Genomic DNA, 14,812 nt, shown 5'->3' with positions numbered 1-14,812 from the left:
CCGCTCGTGACGCTGGAAGCGATTCGACCGACCTGATGGGCCTTTCCTCACGCTTTCGCAAGAAGACCAAGCCGCGGCTTCCCGACGGCGTCCGCGTCTATGCGATCGGCGACGTGCATGGCCGTGCCGATTTGCTTCAATCGCTGTTAACCGTGATCGACGTCGATCTCGCCCGCTCGGCTCCCCAACGCGCCATTCAGGTCTTTCTCGGCGACTATGTCGATCGCGGCCCGGACTCACGCGCCGTTCTTGATCTCCTGATCGAACGCTCGAAGTCGCACGAGACGGTATGTCTGAAGGGCAATCACGAGGTCTTCCTGCTCGAGGTGCTCAAGGACCCCGCCCGCCTGCAGGAGTGGCGCCACTATGGCGGCCTGCTGACGCTGGTCTCCTACGGCATCACGCCGACGATGAACCCTTCCGCCGAGCAGCAGGTCGAACTGATCGAGGGACTGAGACGTGCGCTCCCGCCGGAGCACCTCGCCTTCCTCCAGCAATTGCCCTCGTCCTTTACCTGCGGCGACTTCTTCTTCGTCCATGCCGGCGTCAAGCCCGGCGTCCCGCTCGATCGCCAGAAGGATGAGGATCTGCTCTGGATCCGCGAGGAATTCCTCGCCTCCGAGGAGCGCTTCGGCAAATATATCGTGCACGGCCATACGCCGGTCAGCGCGCCCGATATCCGGTCGAACCGCATCAACATCGACACCGGCGCTTATGCGACCGGCAACTTGACGCTCTTGACGATCCAAGGCGATAGTCTTCTCGCAATTTGAAAGCTTAGGCCGCAACTTCGGTGATCACGCTTCGCGCCATTGGCATCTTGACCGCGATCGCGCTGGCGCTCCACGCCGGCATGACGTTCTATGGCGATCTCGTACGACCGAACTTTCGCGCCAGCGACTTGTTCTCGGGCGAGATTCCGCCGGACAAGGCCAAGCTCGCGGCTGCGGGCAGCCTGGCGTCCGTTTCGTGGGATGGCGACCTCCTGGCAAATCATGCGGCGGCGAGGGCCGCCGACGTTCTGCACCGTCCGTCGGCCGAGGCAGGCGGAAGGGCCAGCGAGAACAAGACGGCCCAAGCCGCTGTCGTGGCAGCCTTGAAAGTTTCGCCGATCAGGCCGGCGCTCTGGCTCACGCTCGGCACGCTACAGGCCCAGGCCGGCGAGGCGGTCACGCCTGCGGTGAAGATGTCGTACCTGACCGGGTCGGTGCCGATCGACGTTGCCTTCTCACGCGTCCGCACCGTGACCTCGAGCGCCGCGGCAACCGACGAGGAGATCAAGCTGCTGGCGCAATCCGACATCCGCTCGGCGCTGGCCAACCGCTCGCGTTACGAGCCGCTGCTGATCGCGGCCTATGTGCAGGCAACTCCGCAAGGCAAGTCGCTGCTGCTGGAGACGACGAAGGTGACCGATCCCAGATTCAACGAGATCTTGCGGCGGTATTAACTCAGCGGACCGATTTCGGGTTGACCGGCACGAAGTCCTGATCGCGGCGCGGCTGATCGGATCGCCCCTGGTAGACGAACATGCCCTTCTTGGTGGCGACGATGTCGCCTCGCTGCAGGCTGTCGTCGCGAAGCAGACGTTCGGTCGCGACGAGATCCGGATCTTCCGGAGCCGGCTTGTAGAGCTCCGGATGCTCGCGCCGCTCGCGCGCAACCCCCTTGGCACGGCGCCGCGCATCCTCGATGCGCTGCCGCCATTCGTCGCGCGAGACTTCCGGCTCGCTCGGCGGAAGATAGTCATTGATGGACGGCTCCGGCTCGGTCTGAGCACGGCACGAGAGCGGGCAGGCGTAGAGAGCCAATCCGACAGCGGCCGCCACGGCCGCCTGAATCGGCGCGCGCGCCGGTCTCCGGCGCTCTGACAGGGACTTGCAGCGGACGGGTCGCACTCCGATGACTCCGATGGCGGGCCGAGCGGCAGCCGCAACTTCAGCTGATACGGCTTCCAATTGCAACATTTTCGGAACGCGGCGGCCGTCCATTCAAAAAGCGAGAAAACAACCCCATGCACAGTAGCCGGCACCAACCGAATCAATGGCTTACGCGTTTTCCGAAATCCGGGTTGATCCGTCGGGCAAAACAGGGCTAATATGGCATGATCCGGAGAGAGGCCGAGCGATGATCGACCTATCTGCGATCGGCATCGGATGAGCGCCGCAAGGACAATGCCGTCGTTCACAATGGCGTCGTTCTAAGGCCTCGTTAGACCATCGCTGCTAGACTTCGGCATCCGTCGATGGAGTTGCCGAGAATGCGTGCAAGCCTGGTATCGTTGTTGCGTGTTGCCGTTGCGGCGTATGCCATGTCCGCCCTCACGGCTCACGCCAGCCCGCTCTGCATCAAGGAGCGCACGCCCTTCGCCTTGTCGCACGACACGGTGAAATGGACGATGTCGATCGCGCCTGGAGCCGACTGCATTCAAGGACTGCGTTGGTCTTATATGCAGATCTTCAGCGTGTCGGTCGTGAGCGGACCATCACGGGGACAATTGGCGGTGGTCGGGTCCGGCTTTCGCTATTCTGCAGAAAGGGAAGCGCGAGGCGCCGACAAGTTCACGCTGCTGATTTCGGGCAAGAACCGTCATGATCCCGGGACGTCGACCCTGGAGGTCGAAGTCAACCCGCAATAGGCAGGCCCACGACGCGCGAAGGGGTATCTACTTCGCCCGAAAACGCTTTAGTAACGTCGGCTCGACCCGCTGCCCCGCGTTGTGTTCCCGCGATAGGGCCGGGCTCGTCCGTAAGTCGTCACGGGCGGCTCGATCCGGCTCGGGATATTCGGCGTCGCGTTGGGGCGCGCGGGCTGCGACGGGTTGACGATGATCACGTTGCGATTGGGCGACGAGGGGTCATTGACGCCCTGGGCCCAGGCGCTGGCAGCAGGCACGACAAGCGCGAGTGTGATCAAGACTAATCGTTTCATGCGAGATCTCCCGAGCAAGAACGTCAGGGAGGCGACCACCGTTCCTTCACGGCGGCATCACGGTTCGTTGCGTGACCTCACCGGGGCACGGGTGACCTCAGCGAGGCACCGCGATCAGCTTGCCATCCCTCCAGACGCCTTGGGCCGCCCGTCCGGCAGGAAGGCTCCCCGTCACATTCCGGACAGCGGTGGGCCTGGAGGCTGCCTGGGTGGTCTGCTTCTTTTTATCGGGCGTCGTCACGATGCTGGAGCTGGTGGTGTTGGCCTGATCCTTGGTCCCTTGTGCAGAAGCAGACTGAACCAGAAGGGCCGAAAACATGATTGCTGTCAAAATGCCGCGCATGGTCACACACCGGAAGAAGGAGCCGGTCGAAATGTCACAGGTTTCCGCCCAAAAGCAAGCGCTACGAGACGACCGCGCAGGACCTTTGCGGCCGGAGCATCAGCGTGCTTCACCGCAACCGACGCGATCCGGGGTGAAAAAGCCTAGCGAAACAGCACTATCCGGGCTAGTTGATCGGTCTTGATGACCGAGACCGGCGACACCGCAGCCAACGCGCAAGAGATCAAGGCCGGACTCGTCCGCCTGTTATCGGAGCGGATTCGCGAAGTCTCCGGCGACCCCAGGCAGATGCGGGATGTCGTCTACGAGCTGGCTCGCGTCAAGCTTCTGGAACAATTCACCCACGCCGATGCGCGGGAAGCGCGAGAGCTCCAGCAAGTCCTCGAACGCGCCATTCGGGAGGTCGAACGCGCCTTTGAGCGAAGCGAGAAGTCTTCACCGACCAGGGATGCCTCGGTCCCCGTGGCGAATTCTCCACCGGCGAACGTCCCCGTCCCCCCGCCCATTCCGACGCTCGCTGCCTCGGTGTCATCAGCCATTCCGATGGCTGCCGAGACGCCGCGGCGTCCTGCCGCACCGCCAGGATCGCCCGACCAACCCAAACGGAGCGGCGCTTTCAAGTCTCTCGTTCGATTGACTGCGATCCTCCTGCTCATTGCGGGCGCCGGCACCGCGGTCGTGTATTGGCCGCGGCTGAAGGCACAACTGACGGCATCGTCGCAGATGGCGCAGCCCGAACGTTCGGCCAAGAGCCCGGAGCCTCAGCCGACCGCGATTCCGACTCCCTCGGCCAGCGAGACCGCTGAACGAATCCCGGAGAGCGCAAAGGAGCCGGCGCAAGCTGCGCACGCCTCGATGCCTTTGCCAACGACGTTCGGCGTCTACGCCTTGAGCGAGGGCCAGCTCCACGAGCTGAAGCCGGTGCCCGGAAAAATTCCGGACCGGCGGGTCGCGATCTCGGCCGCCATCAACACGCCGAGCGCGACCACGTTGATGGACGGCGACGTCAAATTCATCGTGTTCAGGCCCGACGGGGGTATCGACGCCAGCGGGACCGAAGTTCGGGTGATCGCAAAAGTCTCGCGAGCGATGGGCGTCGATGCCAGCGGGAAAGCCACCATGGTCAGCGCCGGCGATTCCTGGGTCATCCGCAGCATGTCCTACCCCTACAAGGTAGGTCCGATTGACGACCAGTCGAGAATGCTGTTGCTTCAACCGGAGCAAGACGGCTTCACGCTCGCGCCCGGCCGCTACGTCGTGGTGGTCAAGGGCATGGGCTATGACTTCACCATCGCTGGGACGATCACCGATCCCAACCAATGCGTCGAGCGCATCAATGCGGCGAACGGCGCGTTCTACTCGCCTTGCCCGCCGCCGCGGCGATAACGCAGCCTTTGCTTCCTATTTGGCCGGCTTGCTGTCCTTTGGCGCATCCGCCGGCATGTCGTCGACCTTGCCGTTGTTGGCGACGCATTTCTGGAAGTACGCGCGCTGGTCCTTGCCCGTTCCCTTGGCACTCCCCGCTGCGGGGTTGCCGATCTGCCTGGGCGGAAAGGCCTTGGCGACCGCGGCGTCGCATGCGCGCGCTACTTCGACGGTGATGGCCGACGCCGTCGCCGGCACGGCCAATGTCAAAGCACCTGCCAATCCAACCAACGTCCGCAAATTTTTGACTGGCACCTCTTACGCTCCTTCAAATCCGGGACCTCTTACCGGAAGCATATCAAAAAGGATCGAAGCGCCAAACGGCAAAGCGGTGCTGGATCGTCACGCGGTCTGCGCGCACGCCTCGTCCTTCGAGACGGCGCTTACGCGCCCCCTCAGGATGAGGCTCATCGACAACAGTGCCCGTTGAACCTGCTGCTGCCGCGCACTCGGTCCTCATCCTGAGGAGCCCGCTGACAGCGGGCGTCTCGAAGGATGGCCGCAGACGCGCTCCTAGCTGTTCAGCTGCGGCGGCTTGAAATCAGGAAAGCGCGTGAGCATTGCCGTCTTGACGAACTTCAAGTGGGCGATGCTGCTCGCCAATTCCTTGAGCCGGCGCTGGCCGTTCGAGATGTCGGCCGCGAAGAGATCCTGATGATGATTGTCGAGCGGCTCCCGCTCGAGATATTCGTCGGTGCCGTTTCCGAAGGTGACGGAGGCACGGGCAAGCGCATCGTCGACACGCCGGTTGAGCCCGGCCTGCTCCCTCTCCGCCTCCTGCAAGGCGGTTTCGATCGCGGCCAAAACGGCACCGATCCGCCCGCGGTCAGTCTCCGCATCACGCTCGGCCGAGCGGGCCTTGAAGGTTTTGTCCTCGCGGCGGGAGCCGAGAAGATTGTGTGCGCGCGCTCTCAGGAACAGCTGAAACATCCGGGCCATCCCCCATACGAGATCCAGGCGGGTACCATCGGTCAGACGTAGTTAACAAATCCTGAATCCGGCGCCCGTGCGGATTGGCTTTGTGCAATCCATGCCCGCCAAGCTCCCGCGTGCTTGGAATAGAGCTCGTGCCAGCGGATCTCGCCGTCGGCAGCGGCTCCTTTTCGCGCGCGGACCTCGGATGTAAATTGCCCTGTCTCGTTCGATGCGAGATCCAGCGCTTCGAACTCCGCCGTCTCTTCCGGAGACAGGCCAATCAGCACGCGATGCCCCTGGGCGTCGACGAAATATCTGCGCGGCGCGTTGTGCCTTTGATCAGTCATGCGCAGGGCCCTCGTTCATGATCCAAGGCCCCGGACGATCCTTCAGCCGCCGCTCAAAGCCACGAACAAACGCGATCAAAACGAGGACGCAAGTCGCGCCCAGCAACGCAATCAAATACGCCATTCACGCCCACCTATGCGAGCCGCGACGAATACAGGCGGCTAAACTCTCGCCATGAATTGTTACGTTCTAGGTTGCCTTTCCGAAGCTCTCAAGCGCCGCACCGCGTTAACCTAACTGCGCATGGTTATCCGACCCGGCCGCACGGCAGGATCAGCGTGCACTCTCATCGCGGCCATCGCTGTGCCACTACGATGGATGCTCACTCTGCTTGGCGCCCATCGCCGCCGGCGTGTAGGGCGCATAGAGACGATATCGTGCCGATCGCCTGCGCGAGCGCCATGCCCGCACGCCGTAGCCGCAGCAAAAGCCAGCTGCAAAAATCGAAATCAGAACCAGAATTGCAAACATTTGGAATGTTCCCAATGATCGGAACGCTCCTCCCGGTACATTTCATCGCGATGTTCTGACGACTTCAAGATCATCGGCGCTGAAAGTTTTGTCAGAGGAAGATGAAGTTTGTGCAACGTGATGCTTGAATTTTGGCCGTCGCGAGAACCACGAGCCCAGAGGGATGCCGAAATCTCTCATCGTTCGAGGGGCGATATCCAGCCCGCGATGTTAACCCGAGTTCACTGCGGCAGCAGCCTCGAACGAAGCGGCCGGATGCGCTGCCTTCGGGCACAGCTGCGATATGCACGAGAGGCCGATATGTTTTTCGAACGTTCTGGCGGCCGTCGCAGACAACAATTCTGACGAAGCATCCGTGCTTCTACGGAGCGTCATGCACCAACTTCATCGCGGTAAGGTTGAGAGGTTAGCTTAACCCGCGTTGTTTGTTGCGAACTTTCGGCGATTGCTTATCCATCTCGCACCGGGCTCCCCCAAGCCCGGCCCCACCCAAGCAAAGCCGTCGAGCGAACATGGGTCCGCTTGGCGGCTTTGTCGTTGTGTCGACGAGAGGATCATTTCGGTTATGGCGCGCAGGCCCTGGTCGTTCAAGGAAGATCGCCGGCTCATCGAGCTGGCCAAGTCTTCAACCTCGCTGGAGCAGGCAGCGAAAGCTCTCGGGCGCTCGCCCGATGCAATCAAGCGCATGGCGTTGCGGCTTGGTCTTTCCTTGAAGTCGAAGCCGGCAAAGAAGAGCTGATCTTGGAAGTGCCGGCGCTCGCCTCGGCTTCATGTACGGCCGCTGCAGTCCAACGGGCCCCGCATCGATAGGGCCAGCCGCCCTTATCCCGGGGTCGTTCCGGTCCGCCATCGTCTTGGACGGTGAGGTGGATTGAGCGAGTTGCCGGCGGTGCCCCGCCAGCCGCCACACTTAATTCTGCGTCCTCTTCTGGGACCCCATCCCTGGGCTGGTTCCGTAGCTGGGCGTCCCCGTTCCCTTGAAGGCGCCGCCCATCGTGTCGGATCCGGAATTCGTGCCCGTGCCACTGCGCGTCGCGGAGGTGGGCTGCGTGCCCGATGGCGTGTCTTTGGTCCCCTGCGCCGAGGCCAGAGAGCTCCCGATTGTCAACGCCATCACGAGACTTAACGTCCTGATCATACTGCTCAACTTTCCATGCTTGTTTCTGACCCCGAGCCGCCAGACCATTGGCCGGGCACTGCTCAGGTGGGGCCCTTCGGGCCGGTCTTTCCGTTAAACCCTATCTTAGCCCCCGCTGGCTAGGATCAATCTCCACGCCTTGCTTGAATTTCCGCCCCGCCCTGTTTTCGCCTGAGCCGGATGAGAGTGCTGCGACCAGACCTCCCGTTTGTGGCACTCGTGCTTGCGAGCACGATGGCGTTCGCCTTGGCGGGTCATTTCGCCGCTGGCGCCGTTATTCGCCAGCACCAGGCGCATCAGCTCAATGAGCTCACCGAGGTGGTTCTGCGCCGATCGGAGCTTGCGGTCGATTTCGCTGCGGGCAGCCTGGACGAGCTCGCGCGGCGCAATTTCGCCAGCTGCGAGCCGGCGGCGCTGCAAGCCATCCGCCTGCACGTCTACCAGCGCTCGGCGATCAAGGACGTCCGCCTCGTCAAGCCGGACGGCTCGGTGATCTGCTCGGCCTATTCCGAGACGCTCGAATTCGACAAGGGATGGGTGGATCGCCGCGACATGCTGCCTTCGCGCGACAAGACGCTTTCCCTGTTCCGCGTGGAGCAGTTCGGCGGCGACGCCCTGGGCGTGCTCAGGGACGTCAATGGCAACTCCGCCCTGGTCGCCATTGTCGGTGTCAATGCCAGCCTGTTCGACATCATGCCGGCCGAGCTGCGCGCGCACAGCCAGGTGATCCTCGCCTTGAGCAATGGCGAGAAGCTCGGCGAATTCCAGACCGAGGCCGGCAAGTCTCTGCCGGCGCCGATCGGCTTCGAGCGAGCGTCCGCTCGGCTCCCGCTTCATGCCACGATCCGGCTCGAGGACGCGGTGCTGTCGAGCTGGAACAACGAGGCCTATTGGCCAACGCTTGCAGTGGCGCTCGGACTTGGCGCGATCTTCGGCATCCTGCTGGCACGCAACCGCCGCATGGAGGGGCCAGTGGCCGATCTCGACCGGGCGCTGACAGCCGGCGAATTCATGCCATATTACCAACCGATCTTCGACCTCCGGACAGGTCGGATCAAGGGCTGCGAGATTCTGGCGCGCTGGCTGCGCCGCGACGGCTCGGTGGTCCCGCCGATGAATTTCATTCCGCTCGCCGAATCCAGCGGACGCATCCAGGCGATGACCTGGCAGATCCTGGGATCGGCGCTCACCGAGCTCAGGCCATTGCTCAGGGCCGACAAGAATTTCAAGCTGTCGCTGAACGTCGTGCCCAAGCACCTCCTGAGCGCCGGCTTCGTCGAAACACTGCGGCGCACGGTTCTGACGGCACGCGTCTCCGCGCGCCAGATCGTGGTCGAGATCACCGAGCGCGACGAATTGGATGATTTCGCCCGCGCCGCTTCGGTCGTGGCCGAGCTGCGGGACCGCGGCTTCCGCGTCGCCATCGACGACGTCGGCGTCGGCCATAGCGGTTTGTCGCGGCTGAAGGGCCTCGGCGCCGATACGATCAAGATCGACAAGTTCTTCGTGGACACGATCACGGTGGACGCATCGACGACCACGATCGTGGAAATGCTGGTAGCGCTCGCCAAGGACCTCAATATGAGCGTGGTCGCCGAAGGCATCGAGACCGAGGAGCAGCTCCGCGCATTGCTCGCCTCCGGCGTCGAGGAAGGCCAAGGCTATCTGGTTGCGCCGCCCCTGCCCGCCGCAAAATTCAATGAGCTCATCAGATCGCGTCGGGCTGCGCAGCCGGATGCGGCGACATCCGGTGCTAAGGCTTTGGTGGCCTGACTGGTCGGCCCCCAGAGGCTTTAACGATACTTTCTAACGATGTTTTCGGCTTTCGAACCGGAGCGGCGACCAACCTTGTATGTTGGCGCCATGCGCAGGAACCACCTCATAGCAGCCGCAAGCATCTGTCTGGCGCTGATCGCCTATGCCACGCTGGCGAAGCTGTCGGGCCGGCCTGCGCTCATGGGTCACCACGAGGCCTATTGGATCGTCGTGATCGAGCGCTTCAGCGCCTATGGCCTGCTCGGCTTCCTGCTGTCGTTCCTGCTGCCGGGACGGTTTAGCCTGGCTTGCTCGCTCGTCATCGCAGTCGCCATGGGGCTAGAGCTGATGCAAGCGTTGATACCCGATCGCGATCCAGGCTTTCTCGACGTGCTGCAGAAGGCGGCGGGCGGCACCGTGGGCGTCATGCTCGCCCAGATGATCCTGGCGTTCCTGCCCAGACCACCTGCCTGAAACGGCGAGCACGGCCTCGGCGGAATGACCGGGCGACGCGGTCCTTACTTCATCATCTGACCGCGCAACTCACCGCCTGGGTTGGCGGCCGTGTGAATGTTCGCGTACCATTTTCCGCCCAACAGATCCGCCGCCTGCGCCTCGGTGAGGGTGGCACTGCCTTCGATCGGGCTTTGCGCCGTCTTGAACGGCAATGCGATGCCGGCATTCTTCCCGGCCTCGCCGGGGCCGTGAAAATGCGCGCCTATCGCCGGTCCCGTCAACCCGGTAAAGGTGACGAGGTAGGTCAGGACCTTCGTTTCGGTGTTGTAGCTCGCCTCCGCCTTGCCCGACCCGGTCGAGCTATTCGGCGGCACTTCATTGCTTCCCTTGAGCTCCGCTCGCAGCTTCACGACCTCCGCACCTGCCGTTCCGCTCGTCGCGCTGACGCCTCCGACCAGCGCCAATGCCCCCAACAGTGCCACGGACCGTCGACACACGGCTTTGCTCATGCACTTCCTCCTGCGGATTTCGTTGGTCCCGCGATGAAAACACCGAGGACTGCCGGACACTCCACCGCAGAGCTTATGCTGATTCGGGACAACGCTCGCGGGAATTAGCCATCGCAAGCGCATCACGCGCCGGCTCAGGCCGCCCCGCGCCTCGTGTGACGCTCGGAGGGAACCAGGAGCTCGGCCATCTTCCGGTGGGTGTCGTGCAGCGCTTCAATGGCGCAGTCGAGATCGAAATCCGCCTCGCGGACGGATGCAAAGAACTTGGCCGTCAGCGCCAGATCGAGCTTGACGCGCGTGGCACCGTCGCGACTCCTGCGACGATCGAGCGACAAATGGATCGCGCGGTCCCTCGCCTCCACAGCATCGCAGCCGCAAAGCGCGCCGAGCTCGTCATATGTCATCCAGATTTGAGGCATGTTCTTCCACCACGCTTGATCTATCGCAGACTAGATAGCTCTCGCTTCTGAAGGCGGAGTTTCTGCAGCGCGAATTCGAGCCAACAACGTCAACGCAATGCTAAGCGCGGCGCAGACGTGAGCCGGGTGGACCGGCGCAGCTTGTTGCCGATCCACTGTCACTTGGGCGCGCCCGTCGTGAACGGATGCCGCGGCCGTGAACGGCTGTCGAGCCGCTTGGGCAGCTTGTCGGCCTTGAGCTTCACGACCGCGCCCCGGGGGTCGGGAGCCGGCGCCTCTTCCTGGCTGAAGATCAGAGTCGCTTCGAATCTCACGTCGGGCGCTTGGCGGGCCGTTCCCGAACAGGTCGCCATCGCCCCGCTATAAACGCCGGAGAGCTCGACCTCCACCTCGTCGAGCCCGAACACGGTCGGCGGCCCGTCGGCATGTCGCCGCGTGGTCAGGACGGCCGTGAAATGCCGGTCGTTGTCGAACTGATAGGAGCCGCCATAGTTGAAGAAGCTGTCGCTGCCCGAGATCCGTCCCTGGGCCAGATGCACGATGCCGGTGCCTTGCGCGTGCGCTGTTCTGAACCACGCCGCGTATTTGCCCTCTTTCAGCATGGAAACATCCACCCGTAATTTCCACGTGTATTTGCAACGAAGCTTGAGGCGCGACAATGACCGACACGACGAGCATTCCGCCACGGTTAACGCCCTGCAAAATCAATCCGTTAAATTTCTGCGGCCGCACGCGGCGGCGGCGACGTCAAAACAATTCGATGCCGTCGTCAGCCGTTTCCACGACTTCGACGCGACGCGACGGCCGTACAAGGAGCCAATGCCGCTCGAGGCCGCGCGCGGCTACCTGGTCGAGAACGCCGGGCGACAGTTCGATCCTGGCTGCGTCGAGGCTTTCCTGTTGCGCTGGGACGAGGTGGTCGAGATCGCCGGCGGTCAGCGGACAAGTCCCTTGCCGGTCGCCGCGGCCCCTCCCGCTCCCGATATAGAGCGTGCAGCAGCGAGCTCGTCAGACGCGCGCCATCCCGCGTCCCGACCGCCTGACCCGATCGATCCGCCAACATCTTGCCGCGGCACCATTTTTCTCCGGTCGCCGGTTTGAACCTGTTCCTGCTAAAGTGGCACCAAGACCTGAGAGTGATTCTGGTCACACTTGCCCCGGCGCCCTGCTGCTAGGCATCGAACCAGGACGGGCACCAGAGCATCGTCGAATTGGATGAGAATTCCCATGAAAAGCCTGATCGGCGCCTGTGTCGGCGCATTCTGCCTTGCGGCCCCCGCTTGGGCGGAGACTCCCGCTGCGATCGTCGAGGACGTCCAGGGCAAGGTCGACGGCATCGCGTTCATGGACTACGTGGCGCCAGGCAAGATCATCAAGCTCGGGCCAAAGGCGAGCATCACGCTCAGCTACCTGAAATCCTGCCAGCGCGAGACCATCAGCGAAGGTGTCGTCCTGGTCGGCGCCGAGCAGAGCACCGTTCAGCTGGGCGAGGTCAAGCGGGAAAAGGTGCCCTGCGATACCAATGCGGCAAAACTGTCCGAGCGCGAGGCGAACCAGAGCGCCGCAACGACCTTCCGCACCATGCGCTCGGACGCCAAGGGCGGGCCCGCCAAGCTGCCGACGCTCTACGGCGTCTCGCCACTGGTGCAGGCCAAAGTCGGCAGCACGCTGGTGATCGAACGCACCGACGGCAAGGAGCCCACGATCAGCGTCCCGCTCAAGCGCGATGCTATGGTCGGCGGCAAGTTCTATGATTTTGCCAAGGCCGGAAAGACATTGACCCCGGGCGGCAGCTACCTCGCCATTCTCGGTGCCAAACGCTACACCTTCCAGATCGACGCCAGCGCCACCTCCTCGCCGACCCCGATCATCGGCCGCCTGCTGCGGCTCGAATAGACGGACTCGAATAAGCGGAGTTGGCGACGGGGCGATGCGGCGGATCGGGGGACGGGACATCGTTGCGGCAATCCTGATCGCGCTCCTTGCGGGCGCGATCTTCACGTCCCCGCCGCTGCAGACACTGCAAGGCCTCTCGCTCGACATCCTCACCGCGCTGCGTGGGAAAGTTGTCGGCGAGCGCCGCGATCCCGCGACGTCGCCGGTCGTCGTCGTGGCGATCGACGGCGAAACCTACGAGACCCCGCCCTTCAAGGGATCGCCGACGCAGACCTGGACGCGCGAGATCGGCCGGGTGCTCGGCAGTATCAGCGACGGCGGCGCCAAGGTGATCGGCTTCGACGTCATCTTCAAGAACTCGATCGAGCAATCCGAGATTCCCTTTGGCGACGCGCCGCTCGGCGCCCGGATGCGCGGATTTGACCGGGACTATCTGATCGCGCTGCGGCAGATCTCCGACAACGGCAAGCTCGTGCTCGGCGAGATCCTGAGCAACGACCATCCGGAAATGCCCTACCGTGCGCAGCGGCTGGCGGTGCGAAACAACGTCCGCGCGCTCAATGTCCACACCGACGCCGACGATGTCATCCGGCGGATGCCGCTCAGCTTCTCGATCGAGGGCAAGCCGGTGCCCACAATGGCGGCCGAGCTCGCCGCCCGCGCGCTCGGCGCGAAGGTCGAGATGGCGCCATCCGGCGCGGCTGGGCTGTCCGGCTACGCAATCCCGAGCACTGTACCGAACACGCTGACGCTCAACTTCCGCGACCTCAGCCGCGACGTTCCGACCTTCTCCTTTGCCGATCTGCGCGCCTGCGTCGAAAAAGACGACCGCGATTTCTTCCGGCGCGCCTTCGAGGGCAAGGTCGTGCTGCTCGGGACCGTCCTCAACTTCGAGGACCGCAAGCTCACCTCGATGCGCCTGTCCGGCGGCTATGACGGAACGCCGTCGGCGCGATGTGCCCTGCCCGCGGCTGCCGGCACCGCGCAAAAGGCCCGCAGCGATGTCGCCGGTGTGTTCGTGCACGCCGCTGCGGTCCGAAACCTGATCGAGCGCGATGCCGTGACCGAGCTCGGCTTTCCCTCGCGCACCCTTCTCACGATCGCGTTCGCGGCCGTCATCGCCTGCGCGGCCGGCGTGTTTGCGCCAAGTGGCGCGCTGATCGCCTGGCTCGGCCTCACCGCCGTCTGGGTGGTCGTTGCCGTCTGGGCATTCGTCCATGCCTTGGCGCTGCCGCTGACCGAGCCGGCGCTCGCCAGCCTTGCCGCGCTCGCGATCATGATCGGCTATCGCTTCGTGCTGGCCGACCGCGACGAGCGCTTCCTGCGCAAGAGCTTTGCCTTTTACCTCGCGCCCGAGGTGATCGAGACCATGGTCGCCTCCGGCAAGATGCCGGCGCTCGGCGGCGAGATGCGCAACGTCACCATGTTCTTCTCCGACCTCAGCGGATTCTCGTCGATCGCCGAGACGATGACGCCGGTCGAGCTGGTGACGCTGATGAACGAATATCTGTCCGCCATGACCGACATCATCGAAGGCCATGGCGGTTACGTCGACAAATATATCGGCGATTCCATCGTCGCCATGTTCGGCGCCCCGGCCGACGATCCCGCCCACGCGCGCAATGCGGTGCGTGCTGCGCTGAAGTGCCACGAGACGCTGGCCGAGCTCAATGAAGGCCATCCCGCCTTCGCCGGTCACGGCCTGTCGCACCGTATCGGGCTCAACAGCGGCGAAGCCGTGGTCGGCAATATCGGCTCGCGCCGCCGCTTCAACTACACCGTGATGAGCGACACCGTGAACGTCGCCTCGCGGCTCGAAGGCGCCAACAAATATTACGGCACCGCGATCATGGCCTCGGAAACCACGATGGCGCAGACCGGCGATAGCTTCGCCTGGCGCGAGCTCGATGCGATCAGGGTGCAGGGACGCGGCGAGGCGATCAGGGTGTTCGAGCCGCTGGCGGAAACCGGCGCGGAAAGCGCCGAGCAGGCGAAGGTCGCCGCAGCCTATGCGGAAGGGCTGGCGTGCTGGCGGGCACGGGAGTTTGCCAAGGCGGCCGACGCGTTCGGGGGCGTCGCGAAGATCGATCCTGCGTCAGCCCGGTTCGCCAAACGTGCGAACGTACTGACGCAGACTCCGCCGCCGCCGGACTGGACACCGGTCAATACGCTGGAAGGAAAGTAGTGGCTTCTTACCCTCCCCTGGAGG

The 14,812-nt window shown here is 63.6% G+C and carries 19 protein-coding genes; 10 read left to right on the top strand and 9 right to left on the bottom strand.

Going from position 1 to position 14,812, the window contains the following annotated elements; translation table 11 throughout:
• Window positions 1-35: 35 nt before the first annotated feature.
• The gene (locus GA0061099_RS25620; protein ID WP_036026567.1) at window positions 36-773 is read left to right on the top strand and encodes a metallophosphoesterase family protein; all 738 of its coding nucleotides are present in this window, start codon (window positions 36-38) and stop codon (window positions 771-773) included.
• A gap of 20 nt (window positions 774-793) precedes the next feature.
• Window positions 794-1,447 carry a hypothetical protein gene (locus GA0061099_RS25615; protein WP_036026568.1) on the top strand — a complete coding sequence of 218 codons (654 nt, stop codon included), beginning with the start codon at window positions 794-796 and terminating at the stop codon, window positions 1,445-1,447.
• Between the two features lies 1 nt (window position 1,448).
• Here the strand turns inward: GA0061099_RS25615 and GA0061099_RS25610 are convergent, their stop codons facing one another.
• A complete protein-coding gene (locus GA0061099_RS25610; RefSeq protein WP_036011263.1) occupies window positions 1,449-1,826 on the bottom strand; it encodes a hypothetical protein in 378 nt (125 codons plus the stop codon).
• A gap of 431 nt (window positions 1,827-2,257) precedes the next feature.
• Between GA0061099_RS25610 and GA0061099_RS25605 the strand changes: the two genes are divergently transcribed.
• Window positions 2,258-2,635 (top strand): hypothetical protein, encoded by a 378-nt coding sequence (locus GA0061099_RS25605; protein ID WP_036026592.1) that lies wholly within the window; start codon window positions 2,258-2,260, stop codon window positions 2,633-2,635.
• 47 nt (window positions 2,636-2,682) lie between these two features.
• Here the strand turns inward: GA0061099_RS25605 and GA0061099_RS40290 are convergent, their stop codons facing one another.
• Both GA0061099_RS40290 and GA0061099_RS25600 read right to left on the bottom strand, forming a co-directional pair.
• A complete protein-coding gene (locus GA0061099_RS40290) occupies window positions 2,683-2,928 on the bottom strand; it encodes a hypothetical protein (protein ID WP_141697669.1) in 246 nt (81 codons plus the stop codon).
• 97 nt (window positions 2,929-3,025) lie between these two features.
• Window positions 3,026-3,271 carry a hypothetical protein gene (locus GA0061099_RS25600; RefSeq protein ID WP_036026571.1) on the bottom strand — a complete coding sequence of 82 codons (246 nt, stop codon included), beginning with the start codon at window positions 3,269-3,271 and terminating at the stop codon, window positions 3,026-3,028.
• 183 nt (window positions 3,272-3,454) lie between these two features.
• Between GA0061099_RS25600 and GA0061099_RS25595 the strand changes: the two genes are divergently transcribed.
• A complete protein-coding gene (locus tag GA0061099_RS25595; RefSeq protein WP_036026572.1) occupies window positions 3,455-4,657 on the top strand; it encodes a hypothetical protein in 1,203 nt (400 codons plus the stop codon).
• A gap of 15 nt (window positions 4,658-4,672) precedes the next feature.
• On the opposite strand, the gene GA0061099_RS25590 is transcribed toward GA0061099_RS25595, so the two are convergent.
• The 3 genes from GA0061099_RS25590 to GA0061099_RS25580 form a co-directional block, all read right to left on the bottom strand.
• The gene (locus tag GA0061099_RS25590) at window positions 4,673-4,894 is read right to left on the bottom strand and encodes a hypothetical protein (RefSeq protein ID WP_244429351.1); all 222 of its coding nucleotides are present in this window, start codon (window positions 4,892-4,894) and stop codon (window positions 4,673-4,675) included.
• A 315-nt stretch (window positions 4,895-5,209) separates the two neighbouring features.
• Entirely contained in the window at window positions 5,210-5,626 is a 417-nt protein-coding gene (locus tag GA0061099_RS25585; RefSeq protein WP_036011274.1) for a hypothetical protein, read from the bottom strand.
• Between the two features lie 41 nt (window positions 5,627-5,667).
• The gene (locus GA0061099_RS25580; RefSeq protein WP_244429349.1) at window positions 5,668-5,898 is read right to left on the bottom strand and encodes a hypothetical protein; all 231 of its coding nucleotides are present in this window, start codon (window positions 5,896-5,898) and stop codon (window positions 5,668-5,670) included.
• A 1,097-nt stretch (window positions 5,899-6,995) separates the two neighbouring features.
• On the opposite strand from GA0061099_RS25580, the gene GA0061099_RS41380 reads away from it, so the two are divergent.
• The 3 genes from GA0061099_RS41380 (at window position 6,996) to GA0061099_RS25565 (ending at window position 9,797) form a co-directional block, all read left to right on the top strand.
• Window positions 6,996-7,169: a hypothetical protein gene (locus GA0061099_RS41380; protein ID WP_167361675.1), complete on the top strand. Its 174-nt coding sequence runs from the start codon at window positions 6,996-6,998 to the stop codon at window positions 7,167-7,169.
• 579 nt (window positions 7,170-7,748) lie between these two features.
• Window positions 7,749-9,341 (top strand): EAL domain-containing protein, encoded by a 1,593-nt coding sequence (locus GA0061099_RS25570; RefSeq protein WP_036026577.1) that lies wholly within the window; start codon window positions 7,749-7,751, stop codon window positions 9,339-9,341.
• A gap of 90 nt (window positions 9,342-9,431) precedes the next feature.
• Window positions 9,432-9,797 carry a VanZ family protein gene (locus GA0061099_RS25565; protein WP_036011287.1) on the top strand — a complete coding sequence of 122 codons (366 nt, stop codon included), beginning with the start codon at window positions 9,432-9,434 and terminating at the stop codon, window positions 9,795-9,797.
• A gap of 44 nt (window positions 9,798-9,841) precedes the next feature.
• Here GA0061099_RS25565 and GA0061099_RS25560 read toward each other — a convergent pair whose 3' ends face one another.
• The 3 genes from GA0061099_RS25560 to GA0061099_RS25550 all read right to left on the bottom strand — a co-directional run bounded on the left by GA0061099_RS25560 (window position 9,842) and on the right by GA0061099_RS25550 (window position 11,309).
• Entirely contained in the window at window positions 9,842-10,288 is a 447-nt protein-coding gene (locus tag GA0061099_RS25560; RefSeq protein ID WP_036026578.1) for a CHRD domain-containing protein, read from the bottom strand.
• 134 nt (window positions 10,289-10,422) lie between these two features.
• Window positions 10,423-10,707 (bottom strand): hypothetical protein, encoded by a 285-nt coding sequence (locus GA0061099_RS25555; RefSeq protein ID WP_036011293.1) that lies wholly within the window; start codon window positions 10,705-10,707, stop codon window positions 10,423-10,425.
• A 158-nt stretch (window positions 10,708-10,865) separates the two neighbouring features.
• Window positions 10,866-11,309: a hypothetical protein gene (locus GA0061099_RS25550; protein ID WP_036026581.1), complete on the bottom strand. Its 444-nt coding sequence runs from the start codon at window positions 11,307-11,309 to the stop codon at window positions 10,866-10,868.
• On the opposite strand from GA0061099_RS25550, the gene GA0061099_RS43150 reads away from it, so the two are divergent.
• The 3 genes from GA0061099_RS43150 to GA0061099_RS25535 all read left to right on the top strand — a co-directional run bounded on the left by GA0061099_RS43150 (window position 11,308) and on the right by GA0061099_RS25535 (window position 14,788).
• The gene (locus tag GA0061099_RS43150; RefSeq protein WP_036026583.1) at window positions 11,308-11,808 is read left to right on the top strand and encodes a hypothetical protein; all 501 of its coding nucleotides are present in this window, start codon (window positions 11,308-11,310) and stop codon (window positions 11,806-11,808) included. The two genes, GA0061099_RS25550 and GA0061099_RS43150, sit on opposite strands and share 2 nt — an antisense overlap.
• A gap of 126 nt (window positions 11,809-11,934) precedes the next feature.
• The gene (locus tag GA0061099_RS25540) at window positions 11,935-12,603 is read left to right on the top strand and encodes a hypothetical protein (RefSeq protein ID WP_036026585.1); all 669 of its coding nucleotides are present in this window, start codon (window positions 11,935-11,937) and stop codon (window positions 12,601-12,603) included.
• 34 nt (window positions 12,604-12,637) lie between these two features.
• The gene (locus GA0061099_RS25535; RefSeq protein ID WP_036026587.1) at window positions 12,638-14,788 is read left to right on the top strand and encodes an adenylate/guanylate cyclase domain-containing protein; all 2,151 of its coding nucleotides are present in this window, start codon (window positions 12,638-12,640) and stop codon (window positions 14,786-14,788) included.
• The last annotated feature ends 24 nt before the right edge of the window (window positions 14,789-14,812 follow it).

The sequence above is a fragment of the Bradyrhizobium yuanmingense genome, assembly GCF_900094575.1.
GTDB lineage: Bacteria > Pseudomonadota > Alphaproteobacteria > Rhizobiales > Xanthobacteraceae > Bradyrhizobium > Bradyrhizobium yuanmingense.
This window is presented reverse-complemented; position numbering and strand designations above follow the sequence as displayed.